General features: G+C 68.6%; 15 protein-coding genes. 5 read left to right on the forward strand and 10 right to left on the reverse strand.

Translation table 11 applies throughout. The features are described 5' to 3' along the window. Positions 1-51 precede the first annotated feature (51 nt). Positions 52-327 carry a hypothetical protein gene (locus GKO32_RS09640; protein ID WP_154756433.1) on the forward strand — a complete coding sequence of 92 codons (276 nt, stop codon included), beginning with the start codon at positions 52-54 and terminating at the stop codon, positions 325-327. A 190-nt stretch (positions 328-517) separates the two neighbouring features. On the opposite strand, the gene GKO32_RS09645 is transcribed toward GKO32_RS09640, so the two are convergent. The 5 genes from GKO32_RS09645 to GKO32_RS09665 all read right to left on the reverse strand — a co-directional run bounded on the left by GKO32_RS09645 (position 518) and on the right by GKO32_RS09665 (position 5,636). Next, positions 518-1,675 (reverse strand): cystathionine gamma-synthase, encoded by a 1,158-nt coding sequence (locus tag GKO32_RS09645; protein ID WP_154756434.1) that lies wholly within the window; start codon positions 1,673-1,675, stop codon positions 518-520. Positions 1,676-1,685: 10 nt separating this feature from the next. Next, on the reverse strand, positions 1,686-2,117 hold the full coding sequence (locus GKO32_RS09650; RefSeq protein WP_154756435.1) for a hypothetical protein: 432 nt from the start codon (positions 2,115-2,117) through the stop codon (positions 1,686-1,688). Between the two features lie 10 nt (positions 2,118-2,127). After that, positions 2,128-2,661, reverse strand: coding sequence for a hypothetical protein (locus GKO32_RS09655; protein WP_312867746.1), 534 nt, complete (start codon positions 2,659-2,661; stop codon positions 2,128-2,130). 113 nt (positions 2,662-2,774) lie between these two features. After that, entirely contained in the window at positions 2,775-4,031 is a 1,257-nt protein-coding gene (locus GKO32_RS09660) for a phage holin family protein (RefSeq protein WP_312867747.1), read from the reverse strand. 228 nt (positions 4,032-4,259) lie between these two features. Next, positions 4,260-5,636, reverse strand: coding sequence for a cystathionine beta-synthase (locus tag GKO32_RS09665; protein ID WP_312867748.1), 1,377 nt, complete (start codon positions 5,634-5,636; stop codon positions 4,260-4,262). Positions 5,637-5,799: 163 nt separating this feature from the next. On the opposite strand from GKO32_RS09665, the gene GKO32_RS09670 reads away from it, so the two are divergent. Further along, positions 5,800-7,020 carry an acetyl-CoA C-acetyltransferase gene (locus GKO32_RS09670; protein ID WP_154756438.1) on the forward strand — a complete coding sequence of 407 codons (1,221 nt, stop codon included), beginning with the start codon at positions 5,800-5,802 and terminating at the stop codon, positions 7,018-7,020. A 63-nt stretch (positions 7,021-7,083) separates the two neighbouring features. Here GKO32_RS09670 and GKO32_RS09675 read toward each other — a convergent pair whose 3' ends face one another. Beyond that, a complete protein-coding gene (locus GKO32_RS09675; RefSeq protein WP_312867749.1) occupies positions 7,084-7,908 on the reverse strand; it encodes a Bax inhibitor-1/YccA family protein in 825 nt (274 codons plus the stop codon). Between the two features lie 200 nt (positions 7,909-8,108). Between GKO32_RS09675 and GKO32_RS09680 the strand changes: the two genes are divergently transcribed. Continuing rightward, the gene (locus tag GKO32_RS09680; RefSeq protein WP_154756440.1) at positions 8,109-10,103 is read left to right on the forward strand and encodes an SDR family oxidoreductase; all 1,995 of its coding nucleotides are present in this window, start codon (positions 8,109-8,111) and stop codon (positions 10,101-10,103) included. A gap of 81 nt (positions 10,104-10,184) precedes the next feature. Further along, positions 10,185-11,243: a coiled-coil domain-containing protein gene (locus GKO32_RS09685; RefSeq protein ID WP_208024341.1), complete on the forward strand. Its 1,059-nt coding sequence runs from the start codon at positions 10,185-10,187 to the stop codon at positions 11,241-11,243. 105 nt (positions 11,244-11,348) lie between these two features. Here the strand turns inward: GKO32_RS09685 and GKO32_RS09690 are convergent, their stop codons facing one another. Genes GKO32_RS09690 through GKO32_RS09700 form a run of 3 tightly spaced genes read right to left on the reverse strand, consistent with a single transcriptional unit; the run spans position 11,349 to position 15,052 of the window. Beyond that, entirely contained in the window at positions 11,349-12,659 is a 1,311-nt protein-coding gene (locus GKO32_RS09690; RefSeq protein ID WP_154756441.1) for an amidase family protein, read from the reverse strand. A 3-nt stretch (positions 12,660-12,662) separates the two neighbouring features. Next, the gene (locus tag GKO32_RS09695) at positions 12,663-13,946 is read right to left on the reverse strand and encodes an MFS transporter (protein WP_154756442.1); all 1,284 of its coding nucleotides are present in this window, start codon (positions 13,944-13,946) and stop codon (positions 12,663-12,665) included. A gap of 29 nt (positions 13,947-13,975) precedes the next feature. Continuing rightward, complete coding sequence (locus GKO32_RS09700) at positions 13,976-15,052, reverse strand: DNA polymerase IV (RefSeq protein ID WP_312867750.1); 1,077 nt, start codon at positions 15,050-15,052, stop codon at positions 13,976-13,978. A gap of 130 nt (positions 15,053-15,182) precedes the next feature. Here GKO32_RS09700 and GKO32_RS09705 point away from each other — a divergent pair, with 130 nt between their 5' ends. Then, entirely contained in the window at positions 15,183-15,872 is a 690-nt protein-coding gene (locus GKO32_RS09705; RefSeq protein ID WP_154756443.1) for a hypothetical protein, read from the forward strand. A gap of 48 nt (positions 15,873-15,920) precedes the next feature. Here the strand turns inward: GKO32_RS09705 and GKO32_RS09710 are convergent, their stop codons facing one another. Continuing rightward, a complete protein-coding gene (locus GKO32_RS09710; protein WP_312867751.1) occupies positions 15,921-16,562 on the reverse strand; it encodes a class I SAM-dependent methyltransferase in 642 nt (213 codons plus the stop codon). Between the last annotated feature and the right edge of the window lie 4 nt (positions 16,563-16,566).

The raw sequence follows: 16,566 nt of genomic DNA on the forward strand, positions 1-16,566 counted from the left end.
ACGCGGTTTCGGTACCCTGGAGCCGGCCGGGACAGGAATCAGGGAGTAACGATGCGAAGGCGGAACGGGGCGGACGGCGGCTCTCGCCGGATCAGTCGTTCAGCCGGGGCGCTGCCTCTGGCCGCGGCGATCACCTCCGCGCTGGCGTTGACCGGCGCCGCGTTCTACACGGTCGATCGCGCCACCTGCGGTGATCCCGCGCAGTACATCCGCCACGACAACCACCTGGAGCTCGTCGGTGGCTGCGTGGACCAGACCACGCTGGAGCAGCTGCACACCACCCAGCATCCGACCGCCGGGCAGTTCTCCGGCAACTACCGCCCCTAGGTTCTTTTCTTAAGCGGCGGAGCCGCTTGCGGTGGGCAGGCAACTGGCCCCGGCGCGGGTTCTGAGGTGGTTCCTGGCGAGGACAGCGCCGACGTGGTGTATCGGCATACATGAGGAGGCGATCCCGGAGCCAGGGGCCGCCTCAGGTTCCGCCACCCGCACCGTTACGCAAACCACTCGCATACATTCTCTAACCCAGCGCTTCGAGCACGTCGGCGACCAGGTCCTGGGCGTCCTCGATCCCCACGGACAGGCGCAGCAAATCGGCGGGGACAGCCAGCATCGAACCGGCGACGCTGGCGTGGGTCATCCGGCCGGGGTGCTCGATCAGCGACTCGATCCCGCCCAGTGACTCGGCCAGGATGAACAGCTTCGTGCGCGCCGAGGTGTCCAGCGCGGCCTGCTCGCCGTCGACATGCCGGAACGACACCATCCCGCCGAACCGCCGCATCTGCTTCGCGGCCGTCTCGTGCCCCGGGTGCCCGGGCAGCCCCGGGTAGTAGACCTGCGCGACCTTCGGGTGCGCGACCAGCGCCTCGGCGACCCGTTCGGCGTTGTCGCAGTGCCGCTCCATGCGGACCGCGAGCGTCTTGACCCCGCGCAGCGTCAGCCACACGTCGAACGGGCCTGGCACCGCGCCCGCGCCATTGCGCAGGAAGAACAACTGCTCACGCAGCTCGTCCTCGTTCGTCAGCACCGCACCGCCGACGACGTCGGAATGCCCGCCGAGATACTTCGTCGTCGAGTGCACGACGATGTCGGCACCGAGACCGAGCGGGGTTTGCAGGTACGGCGTCGCGAACGTGTTGTCGACGACCAGTCGTGCCCCGGCGCCGTGCGCGACGGCGGCTAGCGCCGGGATATCGGCGATACCGAGCAGCGGGTTGCTCGGGGTCTCGCACCACACGAGCTTCGTCTCCGGACGGACCGCGGCCCGCACCGCGTCGACGTCCGCGAGGTTCGCGACGGTGTACGTGACACCCCAGTGCGTCATGATCTTGTCGATGAGCCGGAACGTGCCGCCGTACGCGTCGTTGCCGAGCACCAGGTGGTCGCCGGGACGCAGCGTGGTGCGGAGCACGGCATCCGTGGCCGCCATGCCCGACGCGAAGGCGAGCCCGTGCCGGGCCCCTTCCAGCGAGGCGAGCTGCTGCTCCAGCGCGGTGCGGGTCGGATTCGCGGTACGCGAGTACTCGTAGTCACCCTCGCGCGTGCCCCCGACTCCGTCCTGCGCGTAGGTGGAGGTCTGGTAAATCGGCACGATGACCGCACCGGTCCGGGGATCAGGGTCCTGACCTGCGTGAATCGCACGGGTCCCGAAACCGAACCGGGAAGCGTCTCCAGTCATGCCGCCCAGGTTACGACCAACCGCTGGTGACCCATCGTGCGGTGGGCCGAAGCCCGGCCAGCACGATCGTCACCACGGCGGGCACGCACAGCACCGCGGTCCAGCCGATCGGCAGCGACCGGTCCCCCAGGCCGAGGAAGTAGACCCCGAACGCGCCCAGGACCAGCACCGATACGTACAGCAACAGGGCCAGTACCGCGCCGGCGATGGTGCAGGCACGGCCGAACGGTTTGGCGAGAATCAGCCCCACCCCGCCGATGATCAACATCGCCGCGACGATCAGGTGCAGCAGGAACGTCAGCAACGCGCGGCCAAGATCACCGTCCCCGGCGAGCATCACCGAACCGCCGGCGACGCCGACGAGGTGAAAGATCCCGCCCAGCAACGCGAGCACCGCCGCGGGAATGCCGGTACCGCCACCGCGCGAAGGCCGAGATTCCATAGCTCATGGCCTACCAGTCCGGTGGTGGGTGGCTGCGTTCTGGGTGGGTTTGCGCCGGACTCGGGTAGTCGCCCGGCTCGTACCGCAGATACCGGAATGTCGCGGGAAGTGCTGCCAGCACCAGCACAACCGGCCCGCCGACGGTCGCCGCGACCCGTACGAAGGCGTTCTCCGGCTCGAACCGGAACATCGCGGCGAAGAACTGCGTGAAGTAGTCCGGATAGAGCAGCAGCGGCTCGGTGACGACCGCGCCGATCGTGGCGAGCGCGCCGATCAGGAGCAGCACCGCCCCGGCGACCGCGCGGAACAACGTGCCGAGCGCCCCCAGCAAGAGGATCAACGCAGCGCCGAAGTAGAGCCCGAGGACGATCTTGGCGTCCTTCGGCAGGTCGTCGATACCGAAGTCGATGAACACCCTGACCGGCAGGTAGCCGAGCGCGCCGGCCAGCGCCAGCGCGGCCAGACCACCGAGAATCGCCGTGACGCCACGGGGTCGCCGCGCTGGGACCGGCCCTCGTGCGGGCCGGCCGTACAGGTTGGTCACGGTGCCCCCAGAGGAGAGCGCGGCTGGTGCGGTCACTTTAACCGCGCGCGGGCGCCGGAAAACAGTGATGCCCCCGGCCTTCCGGCCGGGGGCATCGAGCTGTTTTCAGCCTGTCACCAGGACTGTTGCGGCGGCTGTCCGGGCTGACCCGGCTGCTGCGGCGGTTGCCCGTACGGGCCGGGCTGACCGTAGGGACCCGGCTGCTGGCCGTACGGATTCGGCTGCGGGAACCCACCACTCGGCGGGAATCCACCGCCCGGCGGCGGGAAACCGCCACTGCCCGGCGCCGGGCCGCCCGGTTGCTGGCCATACGGGGGCTGCCCGTAGGGCTGCTGACCGTACTGCGGTGCCGGCGGCTGACCGTAACCCTGCGGCGGCTGGCCGTACGGCGCCGGCTGACCGAACCCGCCGGGCTGGCCCGGGTACCCGCCGGTGGGCGGACCGCCGAACCCGCCGGGGCCGCCCGGTCCGCCGGGACCGGGGCTTCCGCCGAGCCCCACGAACTGGGCCGTCTGCGGGAGGAGCGCCAGCACGCCGACGGCGGCGATCAGCACACCGAAGACCAGGTTGAGCACCACCCGGGTCGGGCTGCTCAGCGCGATGAGGAAGATGAGCGCCCCGATCAACAGCACCGCGCCGCCGCCCGCGGTGAGGAAGCTCGCGATCTTGTTCTTCAAGAACAGCAACACCGCACCGCCGACAGCGGCAAGGGCACCGAGCGCCATCAGGATGGTGTAGATCCAGCCCTGCGTGATCTTGCCGCTCGCCTGCTCTGCGAGCTGGGCGCAGAACTGCGGGTTCAGCCCGGCACTCTCACAGTCGGACGTGCCGCTACTGAGATCGCCCATGAGCGTGAAGGCGAGAATCGCGGCGGCAAGGCCGAGTGCCGCGACCACACCGGCCGCGATCCAGCCGAACAGCTGCTGCGGGTTGGCACCGCCACCGGCGGGCGCGCCGTAGGCCCCGCCGTACCCGGGCGGTCCGCCGAACCCGCCGGGCTGACCCGGTTGCCCGAAGCCCTGTGGCGGCTGACCGTACGGACCGGGCTGCGGCGGCTGACCGGGGAAACCGCCGGGAGGCGCCCCGAACTGGCCCGGCTGAGGAGGCTGACCCGGCTGCGCGAAGCCCTGCGGCGGCTGCCCGAAGGCGCCCGGCTGCTGACCGAGCGCGGCCGGGTTGTCCGCGGCGCTCGGCGGCGGCGCGTACGGGATCGACGACGGGGCCGGGCTGGCGCCCGAGGTGTCACCGGCCGACTCCCCGCCGGTGCTCGCCTCGCCTTCGGTGTGCTCAACGTGCTGGCCAGGCTGGACGACCTGGGTCGGCTCGGCGGACTCCCCGAAGGAGCCGCCCTGCTGCTGGCCGGTCTGCACGACCTGAGTCGGCTCCGACGAACCGAACGGACTGTCTTGCTGCGGTTGTGAACCACTCGGCGGGCCCTGAGGCGGCTGTTGCCCCCCACCCCAGGGTTGGTTCGGTGGCTGCGGAGCGCTCATGTGGGCCTGGAACCCCCTTGAAAGGCTGTGTGTGCTCTGGGCGCACACGCTAGCGGATGCCCGGTCACGATGCTCGTAACGGCCCGGACGAAAAGGACGATAAGTCTACCCATTTCTGCCCGCCAGGAAGCCCAGCAAGTCGTGGCGTGTCACCACACCGGCCGGTTTCCCGTCGAGCAGCACCAGCGCGCCGTCCGCGCTGGAGAGAGCTTTCATCGCGGCGCCGACCGGTTCACTCGCCCCGATCGTCGGCAGCGGCGCGGACATGTGCCGGTCCAGCCGGTCGGCGAGGTTGGCCTTGCCGGTGAACAGCGCTTCGAGCAGATCTCGTTCGATGACCGCGCCGACCACCTCGGCCGCCATCACCGGCGGCTCCGCGCTGACCACCGGCATCTGGCTGACGTCGAACTCGGACAGGATCGCCACCGCCTCGGCGACGGTCTCGTTCGGATGCGTGTGCACAAGATCCGGCAGCGCGCCCGTCTTCGCCCTCAGCACGTCGCCGACCGTGGCGCCCGAGCGGTCCGGGGACAGGAAGCCGAACGCCGACATCCACTGGTCGTTGAAGACCTTGCCCAGGTACCCGCGGCCACCGTCGGGCAGCAGCACGACGATGACGTCGTCCGGGCCGAGCCGCTTCGCCAGGCGCAGTGCGGCGGCTGCGGCCATCCCACACGAACCGCCGACGAGCAGCCCCTCTTCGAGCGCGAGCCGCCGGGTGATGTCGAAGGACTCGGCGTCGGAGACCGCGATGATCTCGTCGGCGATGTCGCGGTCGTAGGTCTGCGGCCAGAAATCCTCGCCGACCCCTTCGACGAGGTACGGCCGCCCGGTGCCGCCGGAGTACACCGAACCCTCCGGGTCCGCCCCGATGACCGAGACCTGCCCGTCCGAGACTTCCTTGAGGTACTTGCCGGTACCGGAGATGGTGCCGCCGGTGCCGACGCCCGCGACGAAGTGCGTGATCCGGCCTTCGGTCTGCCGCCAGATCTCCGGCCCCGTGGAGTGGTAGTGGCTGGCCGGGTTCTCCGGGTTGGCGTACTGGTTCGGCTTCCACGCGCCGTCGATCTCCTCGACGAGCCGGTCCGATACCGAGTAATAGGAGTCGGGGTGTTCCGGCGGCACCGCGGTCGGGCAGACGACCACGCGCGCGCCGTACGCCTTGAGCACGTTGCGCTTGTCCTCGCTGACCTTGTCGGGGCAGACGAAGACGCAGTGGTAACCCTTGCGCTGGGCGACCATCGCGAGCCCGACGCCGGTGTTGCCCGAGGTCGGCTCGACGATCGTGCCACCCGGCTTGAGCGCGCCGGAGGCCTCGGCAGCTTCCACCATGCGCAGCGCGATGCGGTCCTTCACGCTGCCGCCGGGGTTGAGGTACTCGACCTTCGCCAGCACCAGCGGTTGCAGGCCCTCGGTGAGCGCGTTCAGCTTGACCAGCGGAGTGTTGCCCACCAGGTCGATGACGTGTTCGTAGTACTCCACAAGGGGAAGGCTAGCCGCTCGGAGAGCTTCCGTTGAGGGTGGCGGTGGGCGAGGGACCGGCGACTGGACCGTGGTCCACGTCGCTTCCGGGTTTGCCCAGCGGCGGGAAAGAGGCAGGATGTGGCTAAGCACGCGCTTAGTCTGACCCGAAGGAGTGTCCGCCATGCCTGAAGCAGTGATCGTGTCGACCGCCCGCTCGCCCATCGGACGGGCCGGCAAGGGATCACTCGTGAACCTGCGCCCGGACGAGCTCGCCACGCAGATGGTCCGGGCCGCGCTCGACAAGGTTCCGCAGCTGGACCCGAAGGACATCGACGACCTGATGCTGGGCTGTGGCCTGCCCGGCGGCGAGTCGGGCTTCAACATGGGCCGCGTCGTCGCCGTTGAGCTCGGCTACGACCACCTGCCCGGCTGCACCATCACCCGGTACTGCTCTTCCAGCCTGCAGACCACCCGCATGGCGATGCACGCCATCAAGGCGGGCGAGGGCGACGTGTTCATCTCCGCGGGCGTGGAGGCCGTGTCCCGCTTCGCCAAGGGCAGCTCGGATTCCTGGCCCGACACGCAGAACCCGCTGTTCGCCGACGCCGAGGCCCGTACCGCGAAGGTCGCGGCGGAGGGCGCGGATTCCTGGACCGACCCGCGCGAGTCCGGCCTGCTGCCCGACGTCTATATCGCGATGGGCCAGACCGCGGAGAACTTGGCGCGGTTGAAGAACGTCTCGCGCGAGGAGATGGACGAATTCGGCGTCCGCTCGCAGAACCTGGCGGAGAAGGCCATCGCGGATGGCTTCTGGGCCAAGGACATCACGCCGGTCACGCTGCCCGACGGCACCGTTGTGTCGAAGGACGATGGCCCGCGCCCCGGCGTGACGTTGGAGGGTGTGGCCGGGCTCAAGCCGGTGTTCCGCCCCGACGGCCGGGTCACCGCCGGCAACTGCTGCCCGCTCAACGACGGTGCCGCGGCGCTGGTCATCATGTCCGACACCAAGGCGAAGGAGCTCGGCCTGACCCCGCTTGCGCGTGTGGTGTCGACCGGGGTGAGCGGGCTGTCGCCGGAGATCATGGGCTATGGGCCGGTCGAGGCGTCGAAGAAAGCGCTTGCCAAGGCCGGACTGTCCATTTCGGACATCGACCTTGTCGAGATCAACGAGGCGTTCGCGGCGCAGGTCATCCCGTCCTACCGGGACCTCGGGATCGATCTGGACAAGCTGAACGTCAACGGCGGCGCGATCGCGGTCGGCCACCCGTTCGGCATGACCGGCGCCCGCATCACCTCGACGCTCATCAATTCCTTGCAGCACCACGACAAGCAGTGGGGCCTGGAGACGATGTGCGTCGGCGGCGGGCAGGGCATGGCGATGGTGCTCGAGCGCCTGAGCTGAGCCGGAAAGACAACAGAGGACGCTCATCCGTGATGAGCGTCCTCTGTTTCTTCCGGATGGTCGCTAGTCGTTCTGCAGGTACGACAGCAACCGCAGGATTTCCAGGTACAGCCAGACCAGCGTGGTCATCAGGCCGAAGGCGGCGAACCACGCCCACTTCGACGGGTAGCCCTCCCGGATCATCCGGTCGGCCATGTCGAAGTCGAGCAGGAAGTTGAACGCCGCGATCCCGATCACCACGAGGCTGAAGATGATCGCCAGCGCGCCGCCGTCGCGCAGCCCCATGTTCACCCCGAACAGCGACAGCAGCAGGTTCGCGAGCATCAGGATGATGACGCCGGCGGTGGCGCCGATGATCCACTTGGTCAGCTTCGGCGTGACCTTGACCGCACCGGTCTTGTAGACCACCAGCATCGCGACGAACACGCCCGCGGTGCCGAGGATCGCCTGGAGCGCGATACCCGGGTAGAGCATCTCGAACAGCCCGGTGATGACACCGAGGAAAACACCTTCGGCCGCCGAGTAGAGCAACGTCATCGGACCGCTGGGCTTCTGCCGGAAGACCATCACCAGCGCCAGCCCTAAACCGATGAGCATGGCGACGAACATGACGCCCACGAGCGCACCGGTGGCCCGCGTGTCGGCCTGGCCCTGTGCCCATATCGCCGCGAGCACGCCGGTGACCAGGGCCGTGCCGAGCGAAAGCCCGGTCTTGATGACCACATCGTCGACCGTCATCGGACGGTCGGCGGCACCCGTGGGCACCTGCGGCCCGCCGTAACCGGGCACGCCGCCCTGCGGCTGGTTGAAACCTACGTTCGGCCCGTACTGGCCGTAACCCGCGTTCGCCGGCAAATTCCGGAACGCGGGGTTGCTTGTGGAACGCACCTTGATCCTCCTGGATCTCCTGGCACCTGCAACAGGTCCAACGACCGCGGCCGCCGACCAGTTCCCGTCAAGTAAAGGCGACTTTACCCACTCTTCCGACGTCATGATCGCCGTACCAGGCTAGTAGTGGTCCCCGGGCCGCGGGACGAGCACAATGTGGCCCCACAGGTCTCGCACGCACGCAACCGAAGGGCGGCACCATGCCCGGCTATCTCGTGACCGGCGCCACCGGCCTCATCGGCCGCCAGTTCACCGAGCTCCTGCTGGCCAAGGAGGACACCGAGCAGGTCCATCTTCTGGTCCGCGCCTCCTCCCGCGAGCGGCTCGCGGAACTCGTGCAGAGGTGGCCGCATCCGGAGAAGGTCGCGCTCGTGACCGGTGACCTTTCGGCCGAGCGTCTCGGCGTCGACGAGCAGACCCGCGAAGAGCTGCGCGGCAAGGTCGATCATCTCATCCATCTCGCCGCGCTCTACGACATCACCGCGGACGACGAGACGAGCATTCAGGCCAATGTGGACGGTACCCGCAAGGTCGTCGAACTCGCCGCCGACGTGCACGCCGGTTGTCTGCACCACGTGTCGTCCGTCGCCGTCGCCGGCGATCACGAGGGCGTGTTCACCGAGGACATGTTCGACGCCGGCCAGCGGCTGCCCACCGCCTACCACCGGACGAAGTTCGAGGCCGAGCGACTGGTTCGCGAGCAGCACGACGTCGCGTGGCGGGTCTACCGTCCGGCCATCGTGGTCGGACACTCGGAGACCGGCGAGATGGACAAAGTGGACGGTCCGTACTACCTGTTCACGGCCATCGACAAGCTCAACCGGATACCGAACGTGCCGCTCGCCGGGCCGGATCTGGGCGATACCAACATCGTCCCGGTCGACTACGTGGCCAAGGCGCTCGTCGCCCTGGTGCGCAAACCGAATCTCGACGGCAGCACCTTCCACCTGGTCAGCCCGAAGCCACAGTCCGTCGTGTCGGTGTACAACGCCTTCGCGAAGGCCGCCGGTGCGCCGACGATCAACCTGCAGCTCGACAAACGCGTCTCGAAGGGCATCCTGCAACTGGCGAAGCTGAGCGAGCACGTGCCCGGCGTGTCCTTGGTGCGTGACGCTTTCCTTGCCCGGCTGGGCATTCCGCCGGTGCTGCTCGAAACCTTTTCCTTCCCGTCGGTGTTCGCTTCCTCGGCGACCCGCAAGGAACTGGCGTCCAGCGGCGTGGAGGTGCCGCGGCTGGAGAAGTACGCGGACGTGCTGTGGCGCTATTGGCGCGAGCATCTCGACCCGTTCCGCGCCCGCACGCACGGCACCCGTGGCGAACTCGACGGGCGGCGCGTGATCATCACCGGCGCCTCGTCGGGGATCGGCCGCGCCACCGCGCTCAAGGTCGCGGCCGAGGGCGCGGTGCCGCTGCTCGTGGCCCGCCGCCGGCACGAACTGGAGGAGGTGCGCGACGAGATCGTCGCGGCCGGCGGCAGCGCGTCGGTGTACCCGGCGGATCTGACCGACGAGGAATCGATCAACAAGCTGGTCAAGCAGATCATCGAAGAGCACGGCCGGATCGACATGCTGGTCAACAACGCGGGCCGGTCGATCCGCCGGTCGATCAAACTGTCGTACGACCGGTTCCACGATTACGAGCGCGCGATGGCCATCAACTATTTCGGTGCCGTGCGACTGATTCTGGCCGTGCTGCCGCATATGTCGGAACGCAAGTTCGGGCATATCGTCAATGTTTCGTCGATCGGTGTGCAGGGCATCGCACCCCGGTTCTCCGCATATGTCGCGTCGAAGGCGGCGCTGGACTATTTCAGCAAGATCGCCGCGACCGAAACCCACGGCGACGGCGTCACGTTCACCACCATCCATATGCCGCTCGTGCGCACCCCGATGATCCGGCCGACGAAGATCTACGACGCGTTTCCTACAAAATCACCCGATCAGGCGGCGAACATGGTCGTGCGTGCACTCAAGGACCGGCCCAAGCACATCGGCACTCCGGAGGGTTATCTCATCCAAGCCGCGTACACGTTCCTGCCGGGACTCGTGGATACGGTGGCGTACGAGGGTTACCGCATATTCCCGGACTCGGCGGCGGCGGGCGGCAGCGGCGAGATCAAGCTCGGCAAGGGTGAACGCCATCTGTCCAAAGCGGCGACCCGGTTGATCAAGTTCACCCGCGGCTTCCATTGGTAAGTCAAGTGGGTGAGTCCATTGAGCACGGACACACACTGACCTGACGGCGCTAACACCGTGTACGCGGGTACCTTCGTCGGCATGGTTCCCGAGCGAGACAACGCCCTGCTCCCGCTGAAACGCGACTACAACCAGGCGTGGCACGGTTTCGACCGTGGCCAGGTGCTGCAGTACCTGGATCATGTCGAGATGAATTTCCGCCGTCTGATGGCCGATCGTGACGCGGCCATGGCGCAGGCGAGCACGATGTCCCGGGAACTGGAGAACGCCCGCGCCGAGATCCAGCGGTTGCGCACGCGGGTCGAGGAGTTGAAGCGGCCGCCGGAGCGGCTCGAGGATCTTGACGAGCGGATGCAGCGCACGGTGGACCTCGCGAACGCGCGTGCGGAGGAGATCGTGTCCCGGGCGCAGGTCGCGGCGGAGGAGCACTGGGCGTCGAGCACCGATGTGTCCAGCAAGCTGCGTGAGCGGTACCAGAAGCTGATCGACCAGCTCGAGACCACCGCGCAGGCGCTCGACACCGAGCACAAGAACGCGCTGGAGACGACGAAGGCCGAGGTCCGCAAGCTGACCACGGAGGCGGCGCACCGGCGGGCCGCGCTGGACATCGAGGCGGAGCGCAAACGGCGCACCATCGAGCACGAGTTCGAGGCGTCGATGACCGCGCAGCGAGCCGCGCTCGAGAAGCACATCGCCGACCAGCAGACGGCGAGCAAGAACCAAGCCGAGCGCCGGCTCGCGGAGGCGACGGCGGAGGCGAAGCGACTGGTCGACGAGGCGACAGCGCGGGCGAAGCGGCTCGTCGCGGAGGCGACGGCGGATGCCGAGCGCCGCGAGGACGAGGCGAACCGGAAGGTGCAGCAGCTCAACTCGCTGAGCGAACAGGCACTCTCGCGGTTGCGCAAGGCCAACGACGTGCTGGCGGGCAGCCAGGCTTCGCTGACGCCGCTGCGCAAGGAGTCGGTGGTGGACATGAGCCGCCCCGCACCGGTGGACGCGCCGACGAACCCCGCGCAGGAAAAGCCGCTGGCGACGTTCGCCGCACCGACGAAGGTCGTGAAGCCGGTGGAGAAAAAGGAAGCCACGCCGACGAAACCGGCGCAGGAGCCCGTGCAGCCGGCATCGCTCAAGAACAAGTAGCGGTTCGCCGGCCGTAGCGCGGTGAGTGGTTCGACCATTGGGTCGGGGTGATGGCGTGGGCGCACGTTCCCTGCAGGGCGGCGACCTGCCGGGAACGCCGCGCGCCTAACCCGGTAACCGGGGCCAGGGGTTGTGCGCCTCCAGCTGGGCCGCCAGTGCCAAGAGCCGGGCCTCCCCCTGGGGGCCGGCCACCAGCTGTACCCCGATCGGCAGGTCGTGACCGTGCCGCGCGGCGGGGACGGAGATCGCCGGGTAGCCGGCCAGGTTCCACAGGCCCGCGAAGCCGGCCAGCCGGATCGACGGGATGGCGTTCGCGAGGCAGGAGCGTTCGTGCCACCGGGCGGCTTTCGGCGGGAGCGTGGCGAGTGCCGGCGTCACCAGGATGTCGTAGCGCCCGAAAAACTCCGCCGCCCTGGCCAGCCAACGGTTTTTCGTGCCTGGCCGGATCAACCGCGCCTTACGCAGGGTGTCACCGATTCGCACGTGCGTCCGCGTCCGCGGCTGCAACAGCGTCTTGTCCAGACCATCCGCGTGCTCCGCCGGGCCCGCGAACCAGCGGCCCAATATCCCCAGCGCCGGCTCGATTCCGTACCGCGGCGTCGCACGCTCGACCGCGTGGCCCGCAGCGGTCAGCACATCCGCGACGCGATCAACGGCGTCCCGCAACGGTTTCGGCACCGGCGCACGGGTCAACGGCACCTCGCTCGACACCGCGACCCGCAGCCTGCCCGGCCCGCCGACCCGCGCGAGGTCTGGACGACCGGCCAGCACCCCGAGCAACAGCGCTGCATCGGCGACGGTCGTGGCGAGGCTGCCGTGCGTCGACATGCCGTACCAGCCCCCTTCGCCGAGCAGGTCCGCGCCCGGCTTGATACCGACCAGCCCGCACATCGCCGCGGGCAGCCGGATCGAGCCGAGCCCGTCGGTGCCGTGCGCGACCGGCACCAGCCCCGCGGCCACAGCGGCGGCGCTACCACCGGACGACCCGCCGGCGGTGTACGCGGGCTGCCACGGGTTGCGCGCGATCCCGTCCGGCGAATCGGTCATCGGCCAGCAGCACAGCTCGGGCACCCTGGTGATGCCGACGATCACGGCACCCGCCGCACGTAGCCGCCGCACCACCAATGAGTCCTCTGTGGACAGTTCGGTCGTGGTGGCCGCCGAACCCGAGGACGCGTACTCCCCGGTGATCTCGGTGACATCCTTGACGGCGACCGGGACTCCGGCCAGTGGCAACCGCGCCAGATCAGACCGTCGCGCCAGCTCCCGCGCCTCGGCGACGGCCTCCGGCCGCACCTTCCGGAACGCGCCCACGACGCGGTCGGCCGCCTCGATGCCGTCGAGTACCCGCTCGGTCAGCCGGACCGGGTCGAGTTCGCCCGCCCGGACCGCTTCGGCCAGCCGCGTCGCTTCCATGCCTCAACTTTCGGTCGTGACCGGGGCCGACGCAACCTGCGAAGACCCGAAGCTGATGCCCTTCGCCTCCTTGCCGACCAGCGTCAGCACGGTGACCACGAGCAGCACCGGGATGATCGTCACGGTCAGCGCGAACGGGTAACCGTGGCTTTCCGCGAGGCCTTCCTGGATCGGCAGGTTGAACGCGGCAAGGCAGTTCCCCAGCTGGTAGGTCACGCCGGGGTAGAAACCGCGGATCGCGTCCGGCGACATCTCGGTCAGGTGCGCCGGGATCACGCCCCACGCACCCTGCACGACGACCTGCATCAGGAACGAACCGAGGCACAGCAGCGCCGCGGTCTGCGACAGCGCGAACAACGGCACGATCGGCAATCCCAGCACCGCACAGAACGCGATCGTGTAGCGACGGCCGAAACGTTCCGACAGCGAGCCGAAAACCAGGCCACCGGTGATCGCTCCGACGTTGTAGACCACCGCGATCCAGGTCGCCGTCGTCGTGGAAAGGCCTGCCCCACCAGAGGTGTGTGAGGACAGGAAGGTCGGGTAGACGTCCTGCGTGCCGTGGCTCATCCAGTTGAACGCGGTCATCAGCAGCACGAGATAGATGAACCGGCGGATGATCTTCGGGTCGAGCAGAATGTCCTTTATGGACGTACGGGTCACGCGCAGCCTTTCCCGCGCGCTCTCCCACACCTCGGATTCCTTGACGCGAGCGCGGATGATGAGACTGATCAGCGCCGGGACGATGCTCAACGCGAACAGCCACCGCCAGGAAAGACCCGCCCAGTGGAGAATGACCAGCGACGCGAGCGAGGCCAGCAAATAGCCGAAGGAATAGCCTTCTTGCAACAGTCCGGAGAAGAACCCGCGCCGTTTCACCGGAATCTTCTCCATTGCGAGCGCGGCGCCGAGTCCCCATTCGCCACCCATCCCGATGCCGTACAACAGCCGCAGAATGAGCAAGACCGTGAAGTTCGGCGCGAACGCGCACAGGAAACCGACGATCGAATAGAAAATGACGTCCACCATCAGCGGAATCCGGCGGCCGACCCGGTCGGCCCACAGCCCGAACAGCAAGGCCCCGACCGGTCGCATGATGAGGGTCGCGGTCGTGATGAACACGACGTCGGCCTTCTGCATCCCGAAGCTCTTGGCGATATCGGCGTAGACGAACACGACGATGAAGTAGTCGAACGCGTCCATCGTCCAGCCCAGCACCGCGGCAAGGAAGGAGTTCCGCTGATCGGAGGTGAGGCGCTGACGCGCGCCCGCTGACGACTGTGCCATGGGCCGCACCCTATTTGGGTGATCACCAACTAACCAGCCGCCGTTGGCGGGGATTTTCGCGTATTCCGGACAAAAGGCGGAAAGCACCCGAACTCGGCGCGCACGCCGAGCAGGCGTACCGGGCGGCTGTCCTCGAACCGGCCGAGCACGGCCAACGCCGCTGCCCGCAGGACATCCGCATCGCTCGTCGGCGCTTCCAGCGTCAGACTTCGGGTCTGCGTCAGGAAGGGCGCGAACCGGATCTTCACCGCGACACGCGCCGCCGGCCGCCCTTCGGCGACGACGTCGTCCGCGACCCGGCGCGCCAGGTCGGCGACCTCAGCGGCGATCCGAGCGGGATCGGTCAGGTTCTGCTGGAAGGTCACCTCGCGGCTGCGGGAACGCGGCACGTAGGGCGTCGCGCTGACCTCGCGGTCACCGACGCCGCGCGCGAGCAGCCGGTACCACGGCCCCATCGTCGGCCCGAACCGCGCGGCCAGCACGTCCCGGTCGGCAACGGCGAGCTCGCCGACGGTCTCGATGCCCAGTTCGGCCAGCTTTTTCCGGGTCCGGTGGCCGACGCCTTGCAACGCCTCGGTGGGACGGCTGTCCATCACCTTGGACCAGTTGTCCTGAGTCAGCCGGTACACGCCCGCCGGCTTGGCGAACCCGGTCGCGGTCTTCGCGCGCAACCGGTTGTCGCCGATGCCGACCGAACACGACATGCCGGTGTCCTCGGCGACCGCACGCCGGATTTCGGCGGCCAGCGCCTCGGGATCATCCGTGCTCGCGCCGACGAAGGCTTCGTCCCAGCCGAGCACCTCGACCACGACGGGGAACCGGCGCACGGTCGCCATGACCCGCTCGGACACCTCTTCGTAAGCCGGTTTGTCGACCGGCAGGAACACCGCATCGGGGCAGCGCTTGGCCGCGGTGCGTAATGGCAGCCCGGATTGGACACCGAATTCGCGTGCTTCGTACGACGCTGTCGCCACAACTCCCCGCTGGGTCGGATCTCCGGCGCCGCCGACGATCACCGGGCGTCCGCGCAGCTCCGGGTGCCTCGCCACCTCGACAGCCGCGATGAACTGGTCGATGTCGACGTGCAGGATCCAGTCCCCGGGCACGCGCCCAGTATGCGCGTGGGCCTGGATTTCCGCCCGGAAACTCTTGCCCGCGGGGACGCGGACCACGATAGGGTGACGCGGCCAGCTAAGCTGCGGTCACCCAGACGAAGGACGAGGAGGGCAACGCTCCGTGACGACAGCGACCCACAGTCTCGACGCCACGTCCGGGGCGACCACCGTCGCCGAATTGCTGGCCCGCAACGGTGCCCGCACCGGCCAGGTCCCGCACCGCCGCGCACGTCCCGGCGGGCTCGAAGGCACCCTCCCGGCGTTCCCGCCGGTTGACGAGACCGCCACCCAGTACCGCTACGACCAGACCACGGTCGCCGCACTGCTCGAAGCCGAGCCGCGTGCCGAGAAGAACCGCCCGGCGCGGGCCGGTCTCAAGATTGCCGGGCTCGCGTTCGCGGGTGCCGTGCTGGCGGGTGGCTGGGCACTGACGAACGCGCAGCCGCCGGGTTCCGATGGCGGCGACCGGGCCGCCGGTCCGGTGCCGAGCAACAACACCCCCGAGTCCGGCCGGCTACTGGCATCGGCTCCGGTGGGGGCGCAGGTCGTGACGCTTGCCTCCGCCGCGCCGGCGAGCACGGCGGCAATCCCGGCGACCGCCCCGGCGAAGCAGCCGGACCAGGGCAGGTTCACGGGCAAACTGCCGAGCACGGCGAAGCCCGCACCGGCGAAGCCGACGGCAGCGGCGCCGCCGCGGGTCGCCCCGCCGAAACTGCCGGCGGGCACGTATGTGTGGCCGGTCAACCCGGGCGGTTACCAGAACCCGTACCAGAACTGGCCACGCGGCGGCGGCCGCCACTGGCACCGCTGACGCAATTCCCGGAATTGCCGCGGAAATCGTCGGTGGCGCGGCTCTTCGCTAGATCTTGCGGAGAATCAGGTGGCCGCGCTGAAAGCGTTCACCCTCCAGCGGCCGGCGTAGCATCCGGCCGACTTCGGCGAATCCGGCGGCCCGTGCCACCTCCATCAAGCCGTCGATCGGCCAGCGATAAGCCGTGGTGACCCGGTGGTCGTACGGCGCCACCGGGCCACCTTCCGATTCGAAGAACGCGAGCAGCAGGTATCCGCCCAGCGCGAGTACCCGGTGGAATTCCGCCAAATATCCGGGGACTTCGGCGGGTGGGGCATGGATGATCGAGTACCACGAGACGATCCCGCCAAGTGTATTGTCCGCCGTGTCCAATGCAGCGATCGAGCCGAGGGAAAACTCGATATCCGGATAACGGCTGCGCGCGTGCTCGATGAATCGTGTCGAAAGGTCGACGCCGAATACGTCGATTCCCAGATCCCGCAAGTGGCGTGCGATGTATCCCGGTCCGCAGCCCAGATCGCCTACGAGGCCGGACCCGTCTTGCCGCACCAGTCCCGCGAAAGCGGCGAGCACCGAATGATCGAACGGAAGCGAAGCGAGCCCGTCCCCGATGAACTCGATGTATTCGGGCGCGATGTCGTCATATGCCTTGACTGTGGCGCTCAGCGACGCTTCGTTCGTATCGACCACCGCG

The organism is Amycolatopsis pithecellobii, from assembly GCF_009707865.1.
GTDB classification, from domain to species: Bacteria; Actinomycetota; Actinomycetes; order Mycobacteriales; family Pseudonocardiaceae; genus Amycolatopsis_E; species Amycolatopsis_E pithecellobii.